Source organism: Mesorhizobium sp. ESP-6-4, from assembly GCF_020164735.1.
Lineage (GTDB): Bacteria > Pseudomonadota > Alphaproteobacteria > Rhizobiales > Rhizobiaceae > Mesorhizobium.
The window spans coordinates 130175-151944 of record NZ_JAIUGS010000008.1 but is presented as its reverse complement, the minus strand read 5'-3'; the positions used below and the strand labels follow the sequence as shown (position 1 = coordinate 151944).

At 60.4% G+C, this 21770-nt stretch carries 18 protein-coding genes and 1 pseudogene; 13 read left to right on the top strand and 6 right to left on the bottom strand.

Annotation, left to right across the window (positions count from 1 at the left end; genetic code table 11):
• The first annotated feature begins 243 nt into the window (after positions 1–243).
• Positions 244–2229: a conjugal transfer protein TraG gene (locus LB523_RS17290; RefSeq protein ID WP_224604982.1), complete on the top strand. Its 1986-nt coding sequence runs from the start codon at positions 244–246 to the stop codon at positions 2227–2229.
• Between the two features lie 5 nt (positions 2230–2234).
• Positions 2235–2675 carry a CopG family transcriptional regulator gene (locus tag LB523_RS17285; protein ID WP_224604978.1) on the top strand — a complete coding sequence of 147 codons (441 nt, stop codon included), beginning with the start codon at positions 2235–2237 and terminating at the stop codon, positions 2673–2675.
• A 90-nt stretch (positions 2676–2765) separates the two neighbouring features.
• Here the strand turns inward: LB523_RS17285 and ehuB are convergent, their stop codons facing one another.
• Positions 2766–3638: an ectoine/hydroxyectoine ABC transporter substrate-binding protein EhuB gene (gene ehuB / locus LB523_RS17280; RefSeq protein ID WP_224604974.1), complete on the bottom strand. Its 873-nt coding sequence runs from the start codon at positions 3636–3638 to the stop codon at positions 2766–2768.
• 325 nt (positions 3639–3963) lie between these two features.
• Here ehuB and ligD point away from each other — a divergent pair, with 325 nt between their 5' ends.
• Positions 3964–5733 (top strand): DNA ligase D, encoded by a 1770-nt coding sequence (gene ligD / locus LB523_RS17275; RefSeq protein ID WP_224604971.1) that lies wholly within the window; start codon positions 3964–3966, stop codon positions 5731–5733.
• A gap of 309 nt (positions 5734–6042) precedes the next feature.
• Complete coding sequence (locus LB523_RS17270) at positions 6043–6474, top strand: hypothetical protein (protein WP_224604968.1); 432 nt, start codon at positions 6043–6045, stop codon at positions 6472–6474.
• A gap of 1152 nt (positions 6475–7626) precedes the next feature.
• On the opposite strand, the gene LB523_RS17265 is transcribed toward LB523_RS17270, so the two are convergent.
• Positions 7627–8670, bottom strand: coding sequence for a GGDEF domain-containing protein (locus tag LB523_RS17265; RefSeq protein ID WP_224605191.1), 1044 nt, complete (start codon positions 8668–8670; stop codon positions 7627–7629).
• Between the two features lie 837 nt (positions 8671–9507).
• Here LB523_RS17265 and LB523_RS17260 point away from each other — a divergent pair.
• Both LB523_RS17260 and LB523_RS17255 read left to right on the top strand, forming a co-directional pair.
• The gene (locus tag LB523_RS17260; protein WP_224604965.1) at positions 9508–9732 is read left to right on the top strand and encodes a hypothetical protein; all 225 of its coding nucleotides are present in this window, start codon (positions 9508–9510) and stop codon (positions 9730–9732) included.
• Between the two features lie 520 nt (positions 9733–10252).
• Positions 10253–10444 carry a hypothetical protein gene (locus LB523_RS17255; protein WP_224604962.1) on the top strand — a complete coding sequence of 64 codons (192 nt, stop codon included), beginning with the start codon at positions 10253–10255 and terminating at the stop codon, positions 10442–10444.
• 688 nt (positions 10445–11132) lie between these two features.
• On the opposite strand, the gene LB523_RS17250 is transcribed toward LB523_RS17255, so the two are convergent.
• Together LB523_RS17250 and LB523_RS17245 are read right to left on the bottom strand one after the other, a co-directional pair.
• A complete protein-coding gene (locus LB523_RS17250) occupies positions 11133–11603 on the bottom strand; it encodes a MucR family transcriptional regulator (RefSeq protein ID WP_411966471.1) in 471 nt (156 codons plus the stop codon).
• A gap of 78 nt (positions 11604–11681) precedes the next feature.
• Positions 11682–12238, bottom strand: a pseudogene (locus tag LB523_RS17245) (recombinase family protein).
• Positions 12239–12347: 109 nt separating this feature from the next.
• Here LB523_RS17245 and LB523_RS17240 point away from each other — a divergent pair.
• The 3 genes from LB523_RS17240 (at position 12348) to LB523_RS17230 (ending at position 14141) form a co-directional block, all read left to right on the top strand.
• Positions 12348–12653, top strand: a complete 306-nt coding sequence (locus LB523_RS17240; protein WP_224604960.1) for a hypothetical protein — start codon at positions 12348–12350, stop codon at positions 12651–12653.
• 249 nt (positions 12654–12902) lie between these two features.
• Entirely contained in the window at positions 12903–13886 is a 984-nt protein-coding gene (locus LB523_RS17235; protein ID WP_224604958.1) for a Crp/Fnr family transcriptional regulator, read from the top strand.
• A gap of 15 nt (positions 13887–13901) precedes the next feature.
• Positions 13902–14141, top strand: coding sequence for a DUF6894 family protein (locus tag LB523_RS17230; RefSeq protein ID WP_140695510.1), 240 nt, complete (start codon positions 13902–13904; stop codon positions 14139–14141).
• A 686-nt stretch (positions 14142–14827) separates the two neighbouring features.
• Here the strand turns inward: LB523_RS17230 and LB523_RS17225 are convergent.
• Positions 14828–15295, bottom strand: coding sequence for an Lrp/AsnC family transcriptional regulator (locus LB523_RS17225; RefSeq protein WP_224604955.1), 468 nt, complete (start codon positions 15293–15295; stop codon positions 14828–14830).
• A 126-nt stretch (positions 15296–15421) separates the two neighbouring features.
• Here LB523_RS17225 and LB523_RS17220 point away from each other — a divergent pair, with 126 nt between their 5' ends.
• From LB523_RS17220 to LB523_RS17210, 3 genes are all read left to right on the top strand, one after another.
• The gene (locus LB523_RS17220; protein WP_224604952.1) at positions 15422–17803 is read left to right on the top strand and encodes a transketolase; all 2382 of its coding nucleotides are present in this window, start codon (positions 15422–15424) and stop codon (positions 17801–17803) included.
• A 127-nt stretch (positions 17804–17930) separates the two neighbouring features.
• Positions 17931–18869: a kinase gene (locus LB523_RS17215; protein WP_318011970.1), complete on the top strand. Its 939-nt coding sequence runs from the start codon at positions 17931–17933 to the stop codon at positions 18867–18869.
• A complete protein-coding gene (locus LB523_RS17210) occupies positions 18863–19936 on the top strand; it encodes a PLP-dependent cysteine synthase family protein (RefSeq protein WP_224604939.1) in 1074 nt (357 codons plus the stop codon). Before LB523_RS17215 ends, LB523_RS17210 begins: the two co-directional genes overlap by 7 nt.
• Here LB523_RS17210 and LB523_RS17205 read toward each other — a convergent pair.
• The gene (locus tag LB523_RS17205) at positions 19931–21268 is read right to left on the bottom strand and encodes a threonine synthase (RefSeq protein ID WP_224604937.1); all 1338 of its coding nucleotides are present in this window, start codon (positions 21266–21268) and stop codon (positions 19931–19933) included. The two genes, LB523_RS17210 and LB523_RS17205, sit on opposite strands and share 6 nt — an antisense overlap.
• Here LB523_RS17205 and LB523_RS29385 point away from each other — a divergent pair.
• On the top strand, positions 21159–21662 hold the full coding sequence (locus LB523_RS29385) for a helix-turn-helix transcriptional regulator (RefSeq protein ID WP_318011969.1): 504 nt from the start codon (positions 21159–21161) through the stop codon (positions 21660–21662). The two genes, LB523_RS17205 and LB523_RS29385, sit on opposite strands and share 110 nt — an antisense overlap.
• The last annotated feature ends 108 nt before the right edge of the window (positions 21663–21770 follow it).

The window sequence follows — 21770 nt, the reverse complement described above, 5'->3', positions numbered from 1 at the left end:
ACGTGATCGCGTATAAATCTGTCGCACACGCAAATGCGTATAGAGATCGGATATACGCAATCGCGTATGATGCCTGCACTCAAATGCGCAGTCCAAGAGGACGGCGCCCTCGCTCGCGCCCCGGGCTCTTGGGCTTCCCGATTCCCTGTCTTCCTTGCCGACGGCACGACGCGATGCGATCGGCGTCAGACGGCTGTTGCATCTCGCGTCACCTTGCTGACCTCTCGCCACAAGGAGAAGCGAATGTCGGGAACGAAAGTCCTTTGGGGACAGATTGTCGTGGTCTTCCTGATCGTGCTCCTCACGATCTGGGCCGCCACGCAATGGTCCGCCTGGCAGCTGGGCTATCAGGAGCGGCTGGGGGCGCCTTGGTTCGTCATCGGCGGCATTCCAGTCTACTATCCGCCTGCTATTTTCTGGTGGTGGTATTTCTACGACGCATACGCACCAGCCATCTTCGCGCGCGGCGGTCTGATTGCCGCCTCGGGCGGCTTCATCGCGATCGCTGTAGCGATCGGCATGTCGCTGTGGCGTGCCCGCGAGGCGAGGGAGGTCGCGACCTATGGCTCCGCGCGCTGGGCCGAAAGAAGCGAGGTGCACGCGGCAGGCCTGCTTGCCCCCGACGGCGTGGTGCTGGGGCGCTATGGAACTCACTATCTGCGCCACGACGGGCCTGAGCATGTGCTTTGCTTTGCACCAACGCGTTCGGGAAAGGGTGTCGGGCTTGTTGTGCCTTCGCTGCTGACCTGGCCTGGCTCGGCGATCGTCCACGACATCAAGGGCGAGAATTGGGATCTGACCGCCGGCTTCCGCGCCCGCCACGGCCGGGTGCTGCTGTTTGATCCGACCAATGCAAGGTCGGACGCATACAACCCTTTGCTCGAGGTTCGCCGCGGTGAATGGGAAGTCCGTGACGTGCAAAACATCGCCGACATCCTTGTCGATCCGGAAGGCTCGCTTGAACGGCGCAACCATTGGGAAAAGACGAGCCACGCGCTCCTGGTTGGCGCGATCCTGCATGTGCTCTATGCCGGACCGGATAAGACGCTTGCCGGCGTCGCCGCCTTTTTGTCCGATCCGAAGCGGCCGATCGAATCGACCTTGGCCGCGATGATGACGACGCCGCATCTGGGGGAGGGCGGTCCGCACCCGGTCATCGCCAGCGCTGCCCGTGAGTTGTTGAACAAGTCTGACAACGAACGCTCCGGCGTGCTCTCGACCGCGATGTCCTTCCTTGGACTCTATCGCGATCCGGTGGTGGCGGAGGTGACGCGCGCATGCGGCTGGCGCATCGCCGACCTTGTCGCCAATCCTCGTCCGGCAACGCTCTATCTTGTCGTTCCACCCTCCGACATCAGCCGCACCAAGCCGCTGATCCGTCTCATTCTCAACCAGATCGGCCGCCGTCTGACCGAGGATCTGAAGGCCAGGACGGATCGCCATCGATTGCTCCTGATGCTGGACGAGTTCCCGGCGCTCGGACGGCTCGACTTCTTCGAATCCGCGCTCGCTTTCATGGCCGGCTATGGATTGAAAAGCTTCCTGATCGCGCAGTCCCTCAACCAGATCGAGAAGGCCTACGGGCCGAACAATTCAATTCTGGACAACTGTCATGCGCGCGTCAGCTTTGCGACCAACGACGAGCGGACCGCCAAGCGTGTTTCCGATGCCTTGGGCACGGCAACCGAGCTGAAGGCGATGAAGAACTATGCCGGTCACCGGCTCTCGCCCTGGCTCGGTCATCTCATGGTGTCGCGCTCGGAGACGGCGCGACCTTTGCTGACGCCCGGCGAGATCATGCAATTGCCGGCAGGCGACGAGATCGTCATGCTGGCCGGCACGCCGCCGATCCGGGCGAAGAAGGCGCGCTATTTCGAAGACCCGCGCTTGCGGGAGCGCATCATGCCACCACCGGCTGTCACGGCTCGAGCCGAACCGGCGCCTGACGATTGGACGGCGCTTCCGTTGCCGCTTGCGCCACCCGGGATGGCAGCCGCGACTGCCCTGGCGAAAGTTCAGGAGGAATCGACCGAGTCCGAATTGCGACGTCAGCCCGAGCTCGATCCGCTTCTCCCGGCTGCGGCGGAGCTGCCGCCCGTCAACGAATTCGAGATCGAAGCGCCTGACGAGACGGATGATCTCGCCGCCCAGAGCAGCCGGATGGCTCGCCTTGTCCGGGGCGTAGCGCGTCAGATCGCGCTCGATCCGGACGACGGCATGGAGTTGTGAAGGCCATGACAGCAAGAAAGAAGAAGGTCCAGATTTCCGTCTATCTCGACCCTGCCGTGATGGCCTTGCTGGTCGATTATGCCGCCCGGCGCGATCGCTCGCAGTCGCTCGTCGCTGAAGCGGCGATCGCCTCGTTCCTCTCTCCGGATGCAGACGCGCAACGCGAGGCGGCGATCTCCAAACGTCTCGACCGGATCGATCGCCGGATCGTGCGGTTGGAGCGCGACGTCGGCATCTCGGTTGAAACCCATGCGGTCTTCATCCGCTTCTGGCTTGCCACCACTCCGGCCTTGCCTGAGCCGATGGCCCAGGCATCGCGCGCCAAGGCAAGCGAGCGTTATGAAGCTTTCGTTTCCGCACTTGGCAGGCGGCTGGCCAAGGGGCCGAGCTTGCGGCAAGAAATCCCCGAAGACATCGCGCCATCCAGCGACCCCGAGCGACAGTGATGCGAGGCCTGCGGGCGGAGGCGCCGCCCGGGCTCGCGCGGCGCCGCCAGGTCCTGTCGATTGCTGGGCGGCTTCCCGTTGCCGATCCGGTCAGTTGGCGGCTCCGCACAGCTGCGAGGTCGTCAATCCTGGCGGCACGTTTTCCGTGGGGCCAAATCCGTACCTTGCCATGATGGAGGCAATCGTGCCGTTCGACATGACCTTGGCCAGCCCCTGATTGTAAAGGTCGCGCAGGTCGCCATCATCCTTCCTGAACGCGATCGCGACGTAGCTGATCGACTTCTCGTCGGTCGTGAATGGGTTGGCGCGCTCCAGATCGGGGCTCTTTTTGCCGGCCAGCAGCCCGATCACCGTCGGGGAAGAAAACACCGCGGCGTCGATGCGGCCGGCGCGCAGTGCCGCGATGTTGGTCTCGATGTCGGGAAACTGCAGGATGCGATCGGCAGGGACGCCCTCGGCGATGGCGTTCTGGATGACGTTGCTGCCGCGGCCGCCGCCCATGATGGTGTCGGCCTTCTTGGCAAGGTCCGCATAGCCATGGATTGCCTTAGGGTTGCCGGCGAGTACGATCGCCGCGTCGTTCTGCCTCAGGTCGGGAGCGCCGAAGGCGACCTGCTGGCACCGCGGCGGCGTTATCGACAAGCCGGACGCCACGGCATCGAAACGCCCGGCCATCAAGCCAGGGATCAAAGCGCCGAACTCGGTGACCTGGAAGTCGACCTGCTTGACGCCGAGATCGGCGAACGCAGCTCTGAGCAGGTCCGGATGCCAGCCGAGCAACTCGCCGGTTTCTTCCTTCTTGTATCCCCATGGCGCGCGGTTGTGGATGCCGATCACGATCTTGCCCTCTCTCAAGACGCGTTCCTTTGTCGTTTCCGCCGTGGCCGGCAGCACAGTTCCGACAATCGCGGCATAGGCGATGCAGGCCAGGCCAATGGCGGCCGATCGGGCTCGAAAATTCATCGTGCAGTCCTCCCGTGAGATTGAGTTGCGCACAGGCGTTCCGCCCAGCCATTCAACGCTACGTTGAGGTTCGCCAATTCGTCAATATAGATATACAAGATATGTACGAAATATTGCCGACGCGAGGCAGCGAGAGGCGGCTCACCGCTGGATTGGCCGTTGAGCGGATAAGGCTCAGCGCACGATCATCGCCTACAAGGTTTCTAAGAACTTCCAGAGGTAGCAGCGAACCGCGCCGGCGGCGGGGATCATATTCCATTTTGCTAAACTCTTCGGAACCGATTGCTCCGGCCCGGTTTGAATCCCGGTCCAGGAGTTCGAGAGCATGCGCAAATCGACCGGTCACCTCGCCTTCATCGAATTCCAATCACCGACACTGGTCGAGAACGCTCCTGCCGACACGGACTGGCTGCACGAAATCAAATACGATGGCTACCGGACCGAGCTTATCGTTGAAGGCGGCGCGGCACGTGCCTTCACGCGTCGCGGCTATGACTGGTCGCATCGATACAAACGGATCGTCCAGATGGCGGCGAACCTATCGGTCAAATCCGCAATCCTCGATGGCGAAGCGGTCGTCCTCGGCAAGACTGGCTTACCGGATTTCCAGGCTCTCGAGCGGGAGCTGGCAAACCCGAGCTCGCCGAAGCTCATGTTCTTTGCGTTCGATCTTTTGTACCTCAACGGCCGAGACCTTCGACAGCAGCCGCTGATTGAGCGCAAAGCTGCTCTGCACAGGCTCCTGCAGGAAACGGCTCCAACGCTGACCTTTGTCGAACACCTGGACATTAGCGGCGAGGACGTGTTCGACCATGCCTGCCGCATGGGCCTGGAGGGGGTGGTCTCAAAGCGGGCTGACTCTCCCTACCGTTCCGGTGTCCAAACGAGCTGGCTCAAGGTGAAGTGCGTCAAGAGCGACACGTTCCCGATTGTGGCTTTCGTCGAAAAGCTTGGCGCGCAGCCGCGCCGCGTTGCTTCCCTGTATATCGGCAGATGGGAGGGCGAGCGGCTGCTTTATGCTGGAAAAGCGCAAAGCGGCTATACGCTGGAGGCAGCCCGGCGAGTTCGCGAGCGACTCGATCCGCTCATCATCAGCAAATCACCTCTCTCAGAGCCGATCAAAAAGCCCAAGGCAACGTGGGTCCGGCCGGAGGTGCTGGCGGAGGTGCAATTCAGTGGCGTCACAGACCGGGGCATCTTGCGCGAGGCGGTGTTCAAGGGATTGCGCGAGGATCTCCAGGTGATCCCGGCGAAGCCGCCGTCGCCCTCCAAGCGCAGGTTGGAGGGCCAACATGGCGTTCCGCGCGAGAACATTCTCCAGCTGCTACCCGATGCAGTTTCACCTTCCAGGGAAGAGCTTGTGGGCTACTGGCGGCGGGTGGCCGACCGAGCGCTGATCCATCTGGGACGAAGACCACTGAAGCTGGTACGTCATGCGCACGGGGCCACCTTCTATCACAAGGGACCGCTGCCTCCGATACCAGGACCGGTGCACCAGATACGCGTTCAGAAGCGCGAGGGCGGCGAAGGTGTTCGGGTCTGGGTAGATGATCTCGACGGGCTGCTTGGGTTGGTCGAAATGGACGCTGTTGAGCTACATCCCTGGAACGCTACGGTTGGCGATATCGAGCATGCTGACCAGCTCGTGCTCGACCTCGATCCTGGCGAAGGCGTGCCATGGGATGCGGTGATCGAGGCGGCGCTGTCGCTACGTGAAATCATGCAAGCGGCTGGGTTGCGGAGCTGGCCGAAGGTCACCGGAGGCAAAGGCATTCACCTGACGGCTCCGCTGGCTTCGGGTGTGACCCACGACACGGCGCGGCAACTGGCCAAATCGCTCGCTCAGTGCCTCATCGATGCCAAGCCGGACCGTTACCTCTTATCAGCCAATCCAGCAGCCCGACGGGGTCGCATCTTCCTCGACTACCTTCGCAACGGGCGCGGCAATACTGCAGTCGGTACGTTCTCGCCACGAGCGCGGCCCGGCTTTCCTATTGCCCATCCTGTCACGTGGACCCAGATCGAGCGAGGAATCCAGCCGGACGTCTTCACCATCGATCATCCATTCAGGGCTGCTGTTCGAAAGGTAGCGTAGTGCGAAGTCGCTTAACTTGCCGCTCAGTTCACCCACCTTGGACGCCAAGGCGAGAAGCCACGCGGGCCAATGACATTTAAGACCTCCGCCCCTTCGATGCCGATCACCTGCGCTTGCGAAAAGCCATCAGAACGGCGGTCCAGCTATGCACCCAGTAAGCGAGCCCGGAGAGCGCCATCAGATATGCGTGGGCAAAGCACTAATTTCGTCGAGGCGCAACATCCGAAGATTGTGTGCGTTCTTTAGATTGGAGAGCTGCGGCCGATCTGCCGTATCCCTCATGCGCTGAGCGGTCGGAGGCGGCCAGAAATGTCCAAGTTCAAAGAGGCCCTTGAGCGGGGCAAGAAAGCTCACCATCGGCAGGACGAGAGCGCGGATGGGAATGCTCCAAAGGTGGACTTCGGCGCCCAAGCCAGAGATTGGCTATTGGAGGTCGTCGTCGCGTCGTTGGAGGCGGCCAAGGCAGACGTGGCGGGAGAGGTGACCATCGATATAGACCCCATCCCGCGCCCCGAGAATAGCGCCATTGCGCCGTCTGTTGAATTCCGAATTTCCGGGAATGGAACATTGGAGAAAAACCACGCAAGGGCGTTCAAGGTCAGCGTTTCGATAAGTGGGGAGGCGTCGGTTTGTGCACCCGGCACGGTGGCGCAAGATATAGGAAGCATCGGGGATAAGTCCGACCAAAGATTCCGCCATTTGCTGGCGAGATTGATCGAGGATGCGGCCAGGGGCGCCTGATGCCGGGGTTCCCTTTTCGTCAGAATTCTCCGGGCGCAATCAGCGCCGATCGACCGCGAATCCACTCGCTTGCGCTCACGATGTCATCACAGAACGAAGTGCGTAAGGCGAAAAGCCCGCCGCTTAGCTGCAGCGGACTTCCAACCGGCTGGAGGAAGGAGAGTGTCACAACCGGCCTCCTGCCTGTTCACACTTCCGTCCTGCAGGCCAGACTATCGGCGCGATTTCATCAGGCACAGTTGGCGCAGGTCCCGATCGTAGCTGTCCTGAATGCCCAGCACATCGACACAACGCTTTTTCATCCGAGCCAATTGAGTGCCAGACAAGCCAGAGACAGCGCTGCGCACCTTGGGAGTCGTCGGGTTAACCGGGCTTGTCAGGCCGCTCGGATTGGTTCCTACCCCGACCCCGGCAGTAACGTCGTTGCCGACCCCAACACCAACTCCGATGCCCGTCCCACTGGTGCCGCCTACCGTAGCGCCTAAGCCAGCCGTGACGCCGCCGGCACCCCCCACTGTCGCCCCAGCGCCTGCGTTCACCCCATTAGAGCCGCCTACGGAAGCACCAGCCCCGGCATTAACACCTCCACTGCCGCCGACTGATGCGCTGACGCCAATTCCGGCTGCATTTGCCGACACGCACATAATCGCGATGACAGCACCAGCCGCGAAAGTTTAGCAAGTTTTCCGAAGACGCTGGCCATAACATTCTCCTGTCGTTGCTTTGAGCACCCGCAAGAAGCCATTTGCCGTTACTCAAATTAGTACGCCCCGAGGTACGGAGGGTTTCCGCGCAGAAGCATGAGCCGCAAGAGATGGTTTCTCAGCGGTTAACAATATACTCGGAGTTTTAATGTCCTCGTCGTACTACCGCTGCCAAGCCGTTGTCCTCCGATGTTGGCTTGGCGGCATGGCGGGGAGGGTTGGTGAGATTGCGAGCCTGACGAACCCAAACTGCTGCGGTCGACGGCGTGGAGATCTGGGGAATCGCCAACCTTCGAATGGCGATTCATGTTCGCCAATGCTGCGAGCCGCGCGTTGCAGGTCACCGAGCGGCGCTTGGCTTAGCCATGATGAATACGCACATTCAACTCACGTAAATTGAAATGCCAACATATTCCGGAACGGCCCATCGCGGACCCGCTCGAGAGCATCACCGTGTCGAGCGAATATGTTTATGAACCCGTTCAGCCACTGAGACAGCCTCTTCCTCTGTCACCCCGGGCAGCAGCACGAGGAACTCTTCCCCACCGTAGCGGGCAACATGATCTCGATCGCGCCTGACGTTTTCCTGGATAATGTTGGCGACCTCCACCAGACAGCGATCGCCCTCGGCATGGCCGAGGTGATCGTTCAGCTTCTTGAAGTGATCAATGTCGCACATCAGCATCGCGGCCCCGTCGAGGCAGCGTTGGTCGGTTCCCCACAGATGGTCGAGCGTTTCCGTCATCCAGCGCCGGTTGGCGATGCCTGTGAGCCGATCGGTCTTCGCCAGCAGTTCCAGCCGGTCGTTCGCTTTGGCCAATTCGGTGACCCTGCGCCGGTCGCGAAGCTCAAACAGGAAAGTCTTTTGAGCGAGAATTGTCATGATGCGCCGGGCTGCAACCGTCGCGAAGATACCGCTGGCGAAGAACAGCGTTCCATCGATCGCGCTGCCATGCTCAATGGCCGGATTCTGCACCTGAAACACGAGATACAGTCCCAGCGCCAGCGCCGCGATCGCGACCGTCCAGACCAGCGGGATGCCGAAGATGATGATGGCTGTAATGGCTACGAACAGCATGACGTTCAATTGCCGTTCATAGAACTCGCCGCCAGCGGCTACGCCGACCAAGGCTACCGACAGCAAAATCAGGAACATACCTGTAATCAGCGAACCCCCTTCGAGCCAGGAAGGGCGCGGCTTCCGCCATACGAGCACCACTGCGATGACGGCAGGGGGGATAATGGCTCCGGGCAGGAGCATGGACTGCGCGATTGCGCTTGGGAGCATCAGCATGTTGAGCGCCAGCGTCAGCACGTCCAACAAGGCCACCCAGATCATCCAGGCGCGGATGATCTTCGCCGTTTGCGACCAGACCCGTGCCCGAAACAGACGCCTGACCTCACCTTTGAGGCGGATGTCGCGCGTTCGGCGCGCCAGAAGCCGGTCAACTTCGGCACTTAAGGCAGGGTCATCCTGCGCATCGAGGTGCATGAGGTCTGACAAGTCGATAGGCCTTACGCTTCTCCTGATCCTCAACTCGAAGCCTTTCGGAGCTCCGCAAAGCGCGAGCCTGTCAAACTATCCTGAAGATTTCATTTCTAGCATGGTGTGTTTCAGGAAGCTCGGGTGGCCAGAAATCTTCCGGCCGCCATCGGGGGACCAGCTGTGGAAAGCGCAGACCCCAAAAGTTGATTGCTTTTTATCCCGCCGAGGTGGAAGAATTCGGGTGCTTGGGTTGTGGCATTTCTGTGGTGGGCGTTTCCCATTGGCGATAGGCCGCATGGTCAAACTGTGGAGTCGATTCGACAGCTCTCGCCAATGTCCAGCCCGGAGATACAAACTCGTTAAGGAAACTGTTACCGTGAAACCCTTGGGTTTTGCGGGCTCGCGCTCAGTATGCCGTGCCACAGTAAGCGCCAGCAAGGTCGGGCGACGGCTTTTTGGCTCGTCACTTTCCCGTCCATTCTCCAAAAAGGTGATTATCAGCGCAAGCTAATATGTGCTATAGTTAATCGTAGAGCCTGCAGCTAACTGGTGTCTGTCCCTTCACCCACCTCGTCTCTCCTGACGCTGCTGCGAGGCTTTGCTGAAAGAGGGCCGGTCGTTGCGCTAAGCGGCCGACCCTCTTTCTCGTCGGCCACCATGTTACTATCCTGAATTGTAGGTCCGCCGGTCGCTGTCCTCCCAAGACTTTGCGCGGTGGGCTTGAAGGGCCGGGCTGCCGGTAGACAGTCCCGACCCTCACCCTATTCACACAGATTTTTTGTTGATTTCTGTAGGCTTTGACCCAAGGATAAGCGCTTGGGTTTTAGGGGTGGAGTTGGGCTGGTGGACGTTCAGGCCGATCCTAGGCGGGCGAGCACCGCTAAAGAGCTTGTCCATGCAGCGCTCCTAAGTGCGCCGTTTGGCGAAACGGTCTCGATCAAAGAAACCATCGCTGCCGTCCGCCGAGTCGGTGCCGGACTCCGTGAGAGCGATTGCCAACTTACCGAATTCATCATGTACGAGGCCATACTGTTGGGCCGGTTCATCGCCTTCGACCTGCACGAATAAATGCGTCTCCATGAACAATCCGGTTCTTGGAACGATTCCCTCTCGATCGAGTTTCGTCCTTGAGGGTCCCGATTGGATGCCCTACTGAATGTCCATCATTAGCGCGTCTGCTCGAGCCTTCCGGCAGTTGATCACTTCGGAACACCACCGCCGAAATTTGCGCAACCAGTTGGGATTGGACGTCGAACCGACGCTGCCGACGTCTTTCACTGAATTGTTAGAGGCGCTGGACCGGCGGGACGAGAAAACAGACGACGCAAGTCGTAGGGCTGGATTGCGCCCACTGCATTTCCTCGCGAATGCGGATTGACCCGATTTTGCCGATATGGCCAAATCACACCCGTTGCAGCGGCACCCCAACGCCCCCGCGTTTAGTCCCCGGCGCTGCAAACGCCCAAGCTCTAAGCCCGGCAGCCCTGCCGGGCTTTTTTCTTTCCCTCAACTTTTAGGGAACGGAATTCCCAATTCGGAAGTTGCGCCCGCTGGGAGGCGGAGAGAGCCAGCCGGAGAGAGCCAGCCGATGTCAGACGAAAATCAGAAGACCCCGCTCGTCCAGAAGCTCATTCGAGAAACCGGCATTGCCGAGGCGCAAGCTTACGAACTTGCCCTCCTGATCGGTTTGAATTGGAACTCGCTCATGCGAGAGGCGAAGCTCATTCAGGCTAGGCTAACGGCCGAGGTCGCCCTGAACGGGCCACCTGTCGAGGATTGACGCCGTAGCGACGGAATTCCTATCGTCACGTTTTGGTGGCCGGGCTGGTGTTGAGTTGATGGCCCACAAAGCTCGACCACACACCCCTAATCTGACGATGCTCGCTGGCCGTCAGAGGAACCAAGGTCGCCTGTGCAGCTGTTTAGGACCGCGGTGGGTGCTACCGGCGTGCCTTTCGGCACCCTTTGGACGGCCATCAGCCTTCGCTGCAGAACCAGCGCTCCCCGCTGCCCGTGGAGATCGCCGTCCGGTCGTGAAACTGAGAGATGGTCTCCCTCGGTTTCGCTCGAAGACTTGAAGAACTGGTTCCGAGCTACTGCGGTGCCTAGCCCGCCCAGCTGGGAAACACGGCGGGCCAAAGACGTGAGCTGAAGCCGGAAGTGTCTCGGTTGCTCGACGCGTTACCGCCCACGCCACGAGGCGAATCATAACATCCCGCGAAGGTGACTTTGAGCGGCTAGCTATATCGCCTCTGCCGCAGCTGCGAGCAAAGCCGATCAGAACTACTCCGGTACTGCCAAGAAGACAGACAAGGATCCAATTGAACAGCTGCGATAGCACCCCGGGCGCGAAGATCGCGCCCGGGCGAATGGATTAATGTTGGGGTACTCAAATGTGACCCATTGAAGGAAAGCGGCAGCTATGAGGGAGCCCCCCACCAACTGAAGTAGTGTGACGAAGAGCGCTTTCATTTTGTCCCGCGCTTGGCTGAAGTTTTTTTCGTCGGTTTGGTGCCGACCTTTCGACCGAGCCCGCTTGACTTCGCCAGAGCGGAGCGCTGCGCAGCGTAGTTGGGTGCCACCATAGGATAGTCGCGAGCCAAGCCCCACTTCTCCCGATACTCATCGGGCGTCAGGCCGTAGTGCACGCCGATATGGCGCTTCAATGATTTGAACCTCTTTCCGTCCTCAAGGCAAATGATGTAGTCAGGAAATACAGACCGCTTCGGGTTTACCGCTGGAGTATAACTTGGCTTCTCGGGCTCAACCGGTTGTCCGACCTTCGCGAGCGACGAATTCACACTTTGGATCAGGTCAGGCAGCGAAGCGACTGGCACTGCGTTCTTGCTTACATAAGCCGAAACGATATCCGCGGTTAGGCCCATCAACACAGCCTGTGTGTTCGAAACTTCGTCTGCCACGTAATAGCTCCTGGTCATTAGGGATGGGCTTATCTAGCGAATTCACTTGGGATTGCCAGCCAGAAATAACTAAATCCGAAGCGGGCGGCGCGTCGCCTATCTTGCCGTCCCATGCTCATTCAGAATTCGATAAACCTGCATCCGCGAGCAACCCACCAACTTCGCAATTTGCGTCGGATTATGGTTCTGATCACGAAGAGCCAGCACCTGCCCTCTATCCAGGCGCCGTTTGCCGCCCTTATATACGCCTTCGCGTTTGGCCTGCTCGATGCCATCGCGCTGTCGTTCTTTGATGAACCGACGCTCCATCTGAGCGACCATACCAAGCACGGTAAGCACGATATGACCCATTTCTCCCCGCGTTGACACGTGCGGGTCGAGCACGGTCACGAACGCGCCCTTCTGCTCGCATTCGTAAATCAGGTTGAGGACGTCACGCGTGTCGCGGCCAAGCCGTCTAGGCGCGTCACCATCAATTCATCCCTGGGGCGGAGGAACTCTAGAACGGTTGCCAGTTCGGCGCGGCGGTCGCGGCTGCCGCCCGACACCTTCTCTGACCGAATGACCTCGCACCCTTCAGCTTTTAGCTTGGCGAGTTGCGTTTCGAGGTCCTGATCAACCGTGCTGACGCGAGCGTAACCAATCCGAGCCATAGCCTGTCACCTCAAGGTCGAAAGGCTCGACGCTACCCTGTCGCAAATAGTCAGTGTCAAGTGACCTCTTCGGCGATTAATACTCGCGTGTAGCTCCTTGCATCTGCACATGAACGAGGCCTGCCCGATCCGAGGCGGGCTTGTTCCCGTCCTCGCTGCTCGTCTCTCTAACGGCACCGGCTTCAACACCTCAGGCCACTTCGAATCGTTTTTAGCTACTGCTAACAATTGTGATTCCGCAGGAACTGATTTCGGCTTAGCACTCAGCTTAGAAAGAGGATTGGGCGGACGCGCGGGTCGGAGCATGACAAACCACGTAAGAAACGGCGGCGACCTATTTGAAGCCGCAATGATCACGGTCATGGCCTTGGCGGTTATCGGTATCATGCTGATCATTGCGGTGGGAATTTACTGACGTCGTTCAGCCCCGCTGTCCAATCGGCCTTGAGCGGCACCCTAGGTAGGCATCGGGGGCAAAGAAAAACAGTTTCATCTGGTCGCCCGCTTAACAAGAGCCAATCAGGCGCTTGGAATTGTGCGCAGCAAGCACCCTTTAAAAATCAACGGCATAGAGCGTAACGAATATCAAAAGGTATCGTTGAACCCGGTTTGGGGTCACGCCTCCTGGAGCCACGCTTAAGCCGATACCTCGGGCCGCGACCTCGTGCAGAGGCTTCTGGAAGAAACCGGCATTACCGAGGCAACAAGCGCGAGAGTTGGTCTCACTACTCGGCACGAATTGGTCTTCGCTCGTCCGAGAGGCCAAAGCCATCACCAACAAGCCGAGGCCGCCCAGACTGCGCTCGTAGGACATCTCGCCAAGCTCGCGCTTGGCAGCAAAGCCGCCCGCCAAAATGGAACATTAGCGCCTGATCCCGGTTCGGTACGCAACTCAACCCGGTCACCCAACTTGGCACATGTCCTTTCCCCGAACGTTTTGATCCGTAAGCTTCAGAACATCTCCCATCTGACCCAGTCAGATATAGCTATTTTAGAAGGCATTCCGCTTTCAAAGAGGGAGTGTCGTGCAAACGAGGATATTGTACGCGAGGGCGAGCGACCCACCCATTCATTTGTGGTCTTGGAAGGCTTGGTGGGATCCACCAAGCTTACCGGCGACGGCAAACGGCAGATCACGTCCTTCTTTGTTCCGGGAGATATTCCCGATCTGCACGGTATGCATCTCTCGGTTCTGGACTGCACCTTTTCATCGCTCGCGCGCGCCAGTCTGGGCTTCATGCGGCATGATGCCATGCGAGCCATCTGCGACCGACATGCCTCCATAGCCGCTATATTTTGGCGCTCGACGCTGATCGACGCAGCAATATACCGAGAATGGGTTACCAACGTTGGAAGGCGCGACGCCTATACTCGTATGGCTCACATATTGTGCGAACTGATCGTTCGCCTTCACTCGATGGGGGTTATCAAAGATCATGTAGCCAATCTCCCGGTCACGCAGGCGGCCCTTGCCGACGCGTTGGGCCTGTCAACCGTCCACGTGAACCGAGTGCTTCAGGAGCTACGACGCAATGGGCTGATATTTACCGAGGGCACCCGATTTCATGCTGTTGATTGGGCCGGGCTCGTCCGAGCCGGAGATTTTGACGCCACCTACTTGCATCAAAGGACCGCAATAACATTCTGATGGCGAGCTGGTGCGATGGCGAGATACTTCTTTGATAGCGGTGATCGCGACGTTGTCCTCAAGGATGAGGTAGGCATCGAATGCGATGGGATCGGGAGCGCGCGTCATCAGGCCATAGAAGGTCTGGTAGACCTGACGAGAGAATTCCTTAAGGACCTCAATGGCCAGGAGTTGTTCATCGAAATCCGCAACGAGCATGGAGAAAAGCTGGCAAGGTTGAGCCTATCTCTGCATGCGCAACCGAGCGCTCAATGAAGGTTACGGATTTCCGTGACTGGCGGCGGTCTTCGCCGCTTGGACGCAGACTACCCTTGATGATCGCTGACCGCCTATGTCGCCAGTAGTAAGCATATCATCGCGACGCCAAAAATTGACAGCCGGCATCACCGCAAGCAAAGCAATTCGACCGCTTGTCAATTTGGAAAGCGCTTGGATTGCTTTGCGTTCCTGTACAACCCGCGATTCATCCGGGGACGCTGACGACCGAACTGCGGGGCCACACGGAGCAGATTGCCACGCGCCACTAAAATTTGAGCGAGCCTCGCAGCGCCTGGGCCGACACTTTGCGATAGGCTATCCAACGGCAATCCTGGAGGTGGCGGAGAACAAAGCGGCGTGGAAGCTTACGTCGAAGTGAAGAAGCGCTTTCCGATTCTTATCGAGCAGCGAAATAAAGCTTGCTTGGCCGACGTCCCTTACAGCCACGGCAGCCGGAATCTTGATGGTGCCCAGCGTAGCTGAACGTCGGATAACGGAGTACCTGTCGGCACTTGGCAAATTTGTTTGACATGTGTCGGCAAGGCCGAAATAGGGATTGCCGCAGCTCTCGCGTGTGGCACGAGGGGAATGCATCTGTGGGTGAAATACTATCGGGGTAGGTGACGGGTGCCCAGCCTCGCTTCAGTTGCCGCCGCCAGGCCCGTCGCAGAATACTTGCTCCTTCAAATGGGCAGCACTTCCGAGCGCTTGACCTGGCCCAGGGCAAAGCTGCTTTCGATCGAAGCGATGTTGTCCAGCCGCGCCAGCTTGTCCTTGATGAACCGCTCATAGGCCTCGAGGTCGCGCACCACGATGCGCATCAGGTAATCGCGCTGGCCGGTCATCAGATAGCAGTCGACAACCTCCGGCCAGCGCAGCACGGCCTGCGAGAAACGGTCGAGATCGTCCTCGCGTTGCCGTTCAAGCTTAATCGACGCGAAAGCGCTGATCGGCAGACCGAGCTTCTTCTGGTCGACGACCACGGTGTAGCCCTTGATGACGCCGGCGCTCTCCAGGAGTCTGACGCGCCGCGCGCAAGGCGAGGGCGACAGACCGACGGCTTCGGCGAGGTCGTTCGAAGTCGCCTTGGCGTTCTTCTGCAGCGCGGCGATGATCTTCAGGTCGATTGCATCAAGCGCTGGATTTGGCATCGTTCCCTCGTTTGGGCGTCGTTATTGGCTGGAGCAGCCAATATGATCGATCGGTTTGCGCAAGAATAGTCACATTCGGAAGATCGACGCAGGTATCGTTGAGCCGCGATTTCACAGGAGCCGACAATGACGATCCTTTCCGAGCTTGAGCGCAAGGTCCTCTGGCTGGCCGTCTGGATGATTCATCACGCCAATCATCTTCGGGCGTCGACGGACAGCCTCAAGGTCGGCGGCCACCAGGCGTCGTCGGCGTCCGCGTCGACCTTGATGACGGCGCTCTATTTCCAGATCCTGAGGCCGCAGGACCGCGTCGCCGTCAAGCCGCATGCCAGCCCGGTATTCCATGCCATCCAATATCTGTTCGGCAAGCAGACGGTTGAGCAGCTGCAGAATTTTCGTGGCTATCGCGGCGCGCAGTCTTATCCGTCCCGAACCAAGGATATCGACGACGTCGATTTCTCGACCGGGTCGGTTGGACTGGGCGTGGCGCAGACCCTGTTCTCGTCCCTGGTCCAGGATTATGTCACGGCAAAAGGCTGGAAGACCGATCGGCCGGAAGGCCGGATGGTGGCCCTGCTCGGCGACGCCGAAATGGATGAAGGCAATATCTTCGAGGCGCTTCTCGAGGGCTGGAAGCATGGCCTGCGCAACACGTGGTGGGTCGTCGATTACAACAGGCAGAGCCTCGACGCGGTAGTGCGCGAAGGCCTGTGGCAGCGTTTCGAATCCATCTTTCGCAACTTCGGCTGGGATGTGGTGATCCTGAAACATGGGACGTTGCAACAGGCCGCCTTCGAGGAAAAGGGCGGCGAAAAGCTGCGGACCTGGATCGATGCATGCCCCAATCAGCTCTATTCCGCGCTGACCTTCCAGGGCGGCGCTGCCTGGCGCAGGCGCCTGCTGGACGATCTGGGCGATCAAGGACCGGTCAGCCGTCTGATCGAGAAGCGCAGCGACGATGAGCTTGCGGCCCTGATGGCAAATCTCGGCGGCCACGATCTGGCGAGCATCATCGATGCCTTCGAGCAAGCGCGCGGACATGATCGTCCGACCTGCTTCATCGCCTATACGATCAAGGGCTTTGGCCTGCCGCTCGCCGGCCACAAAGACAACCACGCCGGACTGATGACACCGGCGCAGGTCGACGTGCTGCGGCAAGGCATGGGAGTCCGCGAGGGCCGCGAATGGGACATTTTCGAGGGCCTTGCCTATGACGAGGCTGCGATACGATCCTTCCTCGCGTCGTCGCCTTTTGCGCAGCCAGCCCCGCGTCGTCACAAAGCCCCAGCTGTTCCGGTGCCAGCGCGCATCGGCTTCGGCGCTCAGCCGGCCATGTCGACACAACAAGGTTTCGGGCTTTTGATGCACGAGATCGCAAAATCGGACAGCGAGTTTGCGAGCCATGTCGTCACGACATCCCCCGACGTCACCGTCTCGACCAATCTCGGCGCCTGGGTAAACAAACGGGGTCTGTTCGCGCGCGGCGACCAGGCGGACATTTTCCGCCAGGAGCGCATTCCCTCCACCTTCAACTGGACGTTTGCGCCGTCGGGACAGCATATCGAACTGGGCATCTCGGAGATGAACCTTTTCACCATGCTTTCGGCGCTCGGGTTATCGCACTCGCTCCACGGCGAGCGACTGCTTCCGGTCGGCACGCTCTATGATCCCTTCATCGAGCGCGGCCTCGACGCGCTCAACTATGCCTGTTACCAGGACGCCCGCTTTATCCTGGCGGCGACGCCCTCCGGTGTGACGCTGGCTCCAGAAGGCGGAGCGCATCAATCGATCGCCACGCCGCTGATCGGCATGGCGCAGGACGGTCTGGCGACGTTCGAGCCTGCCTATGTCGATGAACTGGCAATCATCCTGCGTTGGGCATTCGACTACATGCAGCGTACCGGCGAAGCCGAGCCTGACGACCATACCTGGCTGCGAGATCAGACCGGAGGTTCGGTCTACTTGAGGCTCTCGACGCGCTTGATCGAGCAGCCGACACGCCCGATGGAAAGTAAGCTGGCGCGCGACATCGTCGATGGCGCCTACTGGCTGCGCCCGCCCGGGCCAAACGCCGACCTGGTGATAGCTTATTCCGGCGCAGTCGGGCCGGAAGCGATACAGGCGCTGGGATTGATGGCCGGCGATCGGCGCGATGTCGGGCTTCTGGCCGTGACCTCGGCCGATCGGCTGAACGCCGGCTGGTCAGCCGCGGCCCGGGCGCGCCAGTACGGCCATCCACGCGCTTCAAGTCATGTCGAGCGCCTTTTTGCCGGTCTTCCGGCGTCCTGCGCCATCGTGACAGTGCTGGACGGGCACCCCGCGACGCTCGCCTGGCTGGGGTCGGTCCATGGGCACCGCACACGCGCTTTGGGCATCGAGCATTTCGGCCAGACTGGTACGATCGCCGATCTCTACCGGCATTACGGGATCGATGCGCAAGGTATCATGGCTGCAGCGCAAGCGGTTTCGGTTGGCCGGCCGCTGAGGCACCTCGGCTCCGCCGCCTGACCATCGATCCCCCGCCTCCCGGCCGGCTCGTTCGACAGGAAGCCGTCAATGCCGGAATTCATTGAGAGCGGGCCTGACCCGTCAGCGCCATCTTCCTCCGCTGCGAGAAAGCGCGGGGGAGATGAAAATGGCTGGCGCCGGCAATCTTGTGAGCCGTGAAACGCTGCGGTCTGCGATCGGGACGGGGGCGGCGATTGCGCATCACGGCGAGCTCATCCAGGGCGTCTTCAAGGATGATGGCGGGCGCCTTCATCGCGGGCTGGTCACGCTGCCGATCGTCGCTTTGAGGTCCGAGGCGACCTTTGCCAGAACCGACGGCGATGCGGTCATTGTCCACCCCGATCATAAGATCAAGGCTTCGGCAGCCGCGCGGCTCACACTCGATTTCTTGAATGTGACCGGTGGTGGCGTGCTGACACTTCAAAGCTCGATTCCCGTGGGGCACGGCTACGGCTCATCGACCGCGGACGTCGTCGCTTCCATTCGCTCTGTCGCCGCAGCCCTCGAGGTCCAGTTGCGGCCCTCGAGCATCGGGCGTCTCGCCGTTGCCGCCGAGCGCGCCAGCGACGCGATCGCATTCGATGAGCATGCGGTCCTGTTCGCGCAACGCGAGGGCACGGTGATCGACAATTTCGGCGGCTCGCTGCCGCCGCTGCTACTGGTCGGGTTCAAGGCGAATGGCGGCGTCCCGGTCGACACATTGCAGCTGCCGCCGGCGCGCTACGACAGTGCCGAAATCCAGGAATTCGGCGTGCTTCGGGCGCTGGTGGCGCGCGCGGTTTACCGTCAGGACCCAAATCTTCTCGGACGCGCCGCCTCGGCCAGCGCCGTGATCAGTCAACGGCACTTGCCGAAACAACGGTTCGACGAGATCGCCGAAATCGCCAGGCGAGCCGGGGCCTGCGGGGTGCAAGTCGCCCATAGCGGCTCGTTGTTTGGTCTGATTTTCGATCTTTTCGCATCGAACCTGAAGCGACGGGCAGCTTTGACCGCACAACAGATAAGACGCGCCGGCTTCAAGGACGTCGAGGTCCATCTAGTCAATGCGGAGGGCTGGACATGGTGACCCTCGCAGTCGACTATTTCAGGGACCTTGAGACCCCACGCCTTGCTCGCCTGGCGCCAAATCTGGTGGCGGCGGCTTTTCCGTTGATGAAGCTGATGCCGGCCCGCTACATTCTGGATCGGGCTGCGTCGAATGGCGAATTGAAGGCAGGCTCCCACATCGTCGAGACGACGTCCGGCACGTTCGGCATGGCGGTGGCGCTGCTCGCGGCGGCGCGTGGCTATCGCCTTACCCTCGTCACCGCTTCGACGCTTATCGATGCCAAATACAAAGCCCGGCTGGAGCGCATCGGCGCCACGGTCATAGCGCTCGACGATCCACGCGGCGACGGCAATCAGCCTGGTCGGCTCGAGCGCCTGCAGGAAATCCTGGCCACGGAGCCGGACGGCTTCTGGACCCGCCAATACGACAGTCCGGGGAACTGGCTTGCCTACGCGCGGCTGGCTGAACTTTTCATCCGGGCAATGGGAAAGGTCGATTGTCTGGTCGGCTGCGTCGGGACGGGCGGTTCGCTATGCGGCACCGCGTCCTTTCTGCGAACGGTCTTTCCCCATCTGACGGTGTTTGCCGTCGATACCCATTGCAGCATTCTGTTCGGGCAGCCCGTCGGCAAACGCATGCTGCGGGGCCTGGGCAACAGCGTTCTGCCGAAAAACGTCAGGCATGAGCTTGTCGACGAGATTCATTGGGTCGGCGCCTATCCGGCGTATCTGAGCGCGCACCGTTTGCTGCGCGAGCATGGCATCTTCATGGGGCCGACCAGCGGCGCCGCCGCGTCGGTGGCGCGATGGGTTGCAACGACCCTTCCGGACGCACAGGTCGCGGTCATCATGCCTGACGAAGGCCATCGCCATGCCGAGACCGTCTACAATGACGACTGGCTTGCGACCCTGCCTGGCTGGCCCTGCAAGGAACCGTCTGAGCCGAGGACGCTGACGACAATCGCACCGGCGGCAGAGACGCAATGGACGCGCTTTCTTTGGCTGCGGCGCAGTCTCGACGATGTGCTCAAAACCCAGGCAGCAAGTGCAGTGCCCTCGGCTATCGGTGCGGTGGAGAATCTATGAGGCGAGATCCAACCCGCTTTTGTCGAGCCAGCGCCAGGCGTCTTGGGTCGTCCGGAAGATTCGATCGTGTCCGTTCGATTCAGTGGACCGATCGAGGTCCTTGAGACCGCTGGCGGTCACAACAGCCACGACGCGGTCGGTGGCTGCGATGATCCCTTGGTCCTTCAACGTCGATATGGCGATCAGCGGCGTAACCGATGCCAGTTCGGCAAAGATTCCTTCGTCGCGCGCAAGGCGTTCCTGCATCGCGATCAGGTCATGATTGTCGACGGGGACCGCGTGCCCGCCGGATTCGCGCAGAGCCTTCAAAGCCTGGAACGTGCTGCGCGGCGTGCCGATCGATACGGCAAGACTGTCGAAGAGCATCTTGCGCTCACTCAAGGCATCGGCACCGCTGGCAAGGGCGTCCGCCAACGACCCGTGCACCTCCGCGGCGACGAGACGGGGCAGCTGCGTGATGGTCCTTTGGGCGTACAACTCGCAAAAACCCGCCCACAGGCCGGACAACGCATCGCCATAGCAGACCGGCAGGACGCACCAGTCCGGCGCCGCGCCATCCGATTGCTCGACGATCTCGTAGGCGATCGTCTTGTAGCCCTCGATGCCGAGCGGATGGCTGCCGACGACCGGACCGTGATAGGGCGAGGCGATGAACCAGTCATAGCGGGCAGCCGCCTGTTCCAGCAGCGACCATCGGTCCATTTTGTTGACCAAGGGCAGCACCGTCGCGCCATATTTTCGGATCTGCGCCAGCATCGCGCCGGCCGACCCGGCGAAAGTAGTGACAACGCACTTCAGCCCGGCTCTGGAAGCGTAGGCCGCCAGCGAGGCGCCGGCGTTGCCAGAAGACGCGGTCGCAACGGTCTTCGCGCCACGTGCGCGCGCCACGCTGACCGCGACGGTCGAGAAGCGGTCCTTATGCGACCAGGTCGGGTTCCGGCCTTCGTCCTTGATTGCGAGGTTGGGCACGCCGAGAAGCGCGCCGATGCGAGGCGCGGCAAGCAACGGTGTCAAACCCTCGCCAAGGCTCACTGCATCCGCGGCTGTGCAAGGCAGCATATGCGCAAAACGCCATAGCGAGCGCGAGGCGGTGGCGCCGTCCAGAGGATGAGGGGGAGGATCCGAATAAACCGGCCGAAGATTTGCGGGTGCGGTCTCCTGACACCGCGCGCACCCTTTGGAGTCGATGGTGATATCGGCGGGGTAGGCGGCACCGCATCGGATGCAGACGAATTCCAGAACCCGGCTTTCTTCCCTTCCGGGTCGGCTAATGTCGCCTGAGGAATGCACGGAACTGTTGTGCGCGAGGTCGCGAAACGGCCGGCTCGGCATGGCTATTCCTGTGTCAGGAAACGATGAATTCGCTGGTTGTTTCAAACAGCCAACAGCACCGCTGTCAATGCGGAATGTGCACTATAGTGTGTCGCACCATAGTGCGCGTCGTAGCATCCGTTGTTTGATGAAACTTCGCGGCGTTTTTGGTTTGAACGTGCAGCGGCTACGGAGAGAAAGAAAACTGTCTCAGGAGCAGTTGTCTTTCGTTTCGGGCCGCACGCGAGCCTATATCAGCAGCGTCGAGGCCGGTCGGCGAAACGCCACGCTGGATACAGTCGAGATCCTGGCGAAGGCTTTGGATGTGGAGCCGCAAGAGTTGATCGCGGCCGTTCCATCGAATCGGCGAGCAGTCCGCGGGACAAAGCAGACGACCCCGAAGTCAGCGGAATGAAGCGCGGTCTGTTCAGCCAGCATTGATACGGCTTTCAGGCTCTTTATCTTTGTGCCAGCTAATTGACTCCTGAAGTGTACATTCGGCGCAAGTCCCATTGAATATATC